Origin of the sequence: Anaerotignum lactatifermentans, from assembly GCF_014982935.1 — a bacterium.
Classification (GTDB): domain Bacteria; phylum Bacillota; class Clostridia; order Lachnospirales; family Anaerotignaceae; genus Anaerotignum; species Anaerotignum lactatifermentans.
Genome location: NZ_JADCKK010000111.1, coordinates 1 through 2,275 on the forward strand (window position 1 = coordinate 1; position 2,275 = coordinate 2,275).

2 protein-coding genes, 7 tRNA genes and 1 rRNA gene are annotated in these 2,275 nt (G+C 44.0%); 8 read left to right on the plus strand and 2 right to left on the minus strand.

Going from position 1 to position 2,275, the window contains the following annotated elements; genetic code table 11:
* Positions 1-54 precede the first annotated feature (54 nt).
* From INF29_RS13970 to INF29_RS14005, 8 genes are all read left to right on the plus strand, one after another.
* Positions 55-126 (plus strand) — tRNA-Glu (locus INF29_RS13970).
* An 8-nt stretch (positions 127-134) separates the two neighbouring features.
* A 5S ribosomal RNA gene (rrf, locus tag INF29_RS13975) occupies positions 135-252 on the plus strand.
* An 8-nt stretch (positions 253-260) separates the two neighbouring features.
* Positions 261-333 (plus strand) — tRNA-Thr (locus INF29_RS13980).
* 19 nt (positions 334-352) lie between these two features.
* A tRNA-Ile gene (locus INF29_RS13985) sits at positions 353-426 on the plus strand.
* A 15-nt stretch (positions 427-441) separates the two neighbouring features.
* Positions 442-515, plus strand: a tRNA-Asp gene (locus tag INF29_RS13990).
* 6 nt (positions 516-521) lie between these two features.
* Positions 522-594: transfer RNA gene (locus tag INF29_RS13995), tRNA-Val, on the plus strand.
* Between the two features lie 17 nt (positions 595-611).
* Positions 612-685 (plus strand) — tRNA-Met (locus tag INF29_RS14000).
* 15 nt (positions 686-700) lie between these two features.
* Positions 701-772 (plus strand) — tRNA-Glu (locus INF29_RS14005).
* Between the two features lie 91 nt (positions 773-863).
* On the opposite strand, the gene INF29_RS14010 is transcribed toward INF29_RS14005, so the two are convergent.
* Both INF29_RS14010 and INF29_RS14015 read right to left on the minus strand, forming a co-directional pair.
* Positions 864-1,076 carry a hypothetical protein gene (locus tag INF29_RS14010; RefSeq protein WP_072854037.1) on the minus strand — a complete coding sequence of 71 codons (213 nt, stop codon included), beginning with the start codon at positions 1,074-1,076 and terminating at the stop codon, positions 864-866.
* Between the two features lie 80 nt (positions 1,077-1,156).
* On the minus strand, positions 1,157-1,960 hold the full coding sequence (locus tag INF29_RS14015; protein WP_330608349.1) for a glycosyltransferase family 8 protein: 804 nt from the start codon (positions 1,958-1,960) through the stop codon (positions 1,157-1,159).
* Positions 1,961-2,275 lie beyond the last annotated feature (315 nt).

Sequence of the window (2,275 nt, forward strand, 5' to 3'; positions counted from 1 at the left end):
CATCCGGCTGTTAACCGGAGGGTCGTTGGTTCGAATCCTACTCGGGGAGTTTATGGTCCGTTGGTCAAGGGGTTAAGACACCGCCCTTTCACGGCGGTAACGCGGGTTCGAATCCCGCACGGATCATTGAGATTTCTGGTGATGATGCGCTCAGGGGACACACCCGTTCCCATTCCGAACACGACGGTTAAGACCTGAGCGGTCGATGGTACTTGGTGGGAAGCTGCCTGGGAGAGTAGATGGTCGCCAGAATCCAATATGCCGATGTGGCTCAATTGGCAGAGCAGCTGACTTGTAATCAGCAGGTTATCGGTTCGAGTCCGATCATCGGCTTTTTAGTTAAGGTTTTCACGGGTCTTTAGCTCAGTTGGTTAGAGCATCCGGCTCATAACCGGACGGTCCCGGGTTCGAGTCCCTGAAGACCCATTAAAAACTAAATATGGCTCAGTAGCTCAGTTGGTTAGAGCGCCGGCCTGTCACGCCGGAGGTCGTGGGTTCGAGCCCCATCTGAGTCGTTTCATGGGAGTTTAGCTCAGCTGGGAGAGCATCTGCCTTACAAGCAGAGGGTCACAGGTTCGAGCCCTGTAACTCCCATGTTTTTTGTAAAGTATGGCGGAGTAGCTCAGTTGGCTAGAGCATGCGGTTCATACCCGCAGTGTCGGGGGTTCAAATCCCTCCTCCGCTATTTTTTATTGTCTATGGTCCGTTGGTCAAGGGGTTAAGACACCGCCCTTTCACGGCGGTAACGCGGGTTCGAATCCCGCACGGATCATTTTTTAACGGACAGCAATCTGTCCGTTTTTTATTTTCTAAAACAAAAAAACACCTCTTAACTGTTTTGGTTAAAAGGTGTTTTTTTATGGTTATTTTTCAGAATCATTTTGATCTTTCTGGTTTTGCTCTCCTCGATTTCCAAAGAAAAAAGAACGAGTGAAAACATAGGGAGCAATGAAATAGACCACGGCAAATGCTACAATGGATGGATACCAGTCCAATGTATTTTTGAACAGCCATTCATAAAGAAATACCAAAACGGCAGAAACCAGACCGATGATAAGCCTTGTTTCAACTTTCATAGAAATCCTCCTCTTTTTTGAAACGATTACGTTTATCATATCACGGACAAAGTTATTCGTAAAGTTTCAATGAGAAGAATTCATTTTTGAGAGGAAAGAACCTCGTGGTAAAAGCAATCCAACACGCCTCGATAATTTTCTTTCCACGGTTTATTTTTCCCGCAATAATGAATGATGCTGGTATTTTGTCTGACCCAATCCAAGTCGATTTTCTCATTTTGGAGATTGGCATTGTGCAGAAAGTACATGCGATCACTGAGATTATAACGCAGATGGTCAATGAGCTTTGTTTCATTGCCATACAGAGCGGAAAGAATGTCCTGATCGGGCAGTGTAAAATAAGCCTGACGTTTTTCGATATAAGCCAGAATATCTTGTCGGCAAGGACGTTTACGCAATTCTTCCAAATTGATGAGAAGAACGCCGGAATTGAGATAAGGGGCGTCTTCGGGCATTTGCAAACGGGCACCGTTTAGACGTGTTAAAAATTTGCGGACATGGGTAGCACCGCAGAAAAGATTGCCGTCGAAAGACATATGATAGAGTTCTTCCAGCGGACGAATGACAATGATATCTGGGTCCAGATATAATACCCGGTCTAATGTTTCTGGCAGAAATTCCGCTGCAAGCAGACGATAATACATGGTTTTGGGATAGCGTGTATTTTGTGGAAAGTCGGAAAAAGCTGTATCCGGTACGGAAATAAAATGAAATCTTGCATTTTTGTCTGCGTGTCGGGTTAGTTTCTGCTGAACAGCCTCCGATAACTGGTCGTGGAGGATATAAAGGTCATAGCCCTCCTCGCAGGGAAAACGCAGAATGGAACGGATACAGGTTTCTAATACAGATACATAATTTTCATTGATGGTAAATAAAAGATGCACATGCATTCCTCCTGTCTGATCTCTTTAGAAAATATCTTAGCAGATGCAGAAGAAAAAGCCATAGACAAAAACGGGGTTTTGTCATTGAAAATCAGATAAAATCTGACAACATATGCAAAAAAGAACCGGAGTTCTTTATAGATTCCGGTTCTTTTTATATTATTACTTTAGTGCTGAAGGCTGCAAAACAGCCTTTAACAACCGCCCGCTCTGCGGGTGAGATTAAAGCTTAAGCAAAAAGCATCGTCCTTGTTGTAAAATAAGGGTGTTCAAGCCTAAATATTTTACATAAGAAAGGACGATGCTTTTATGGCA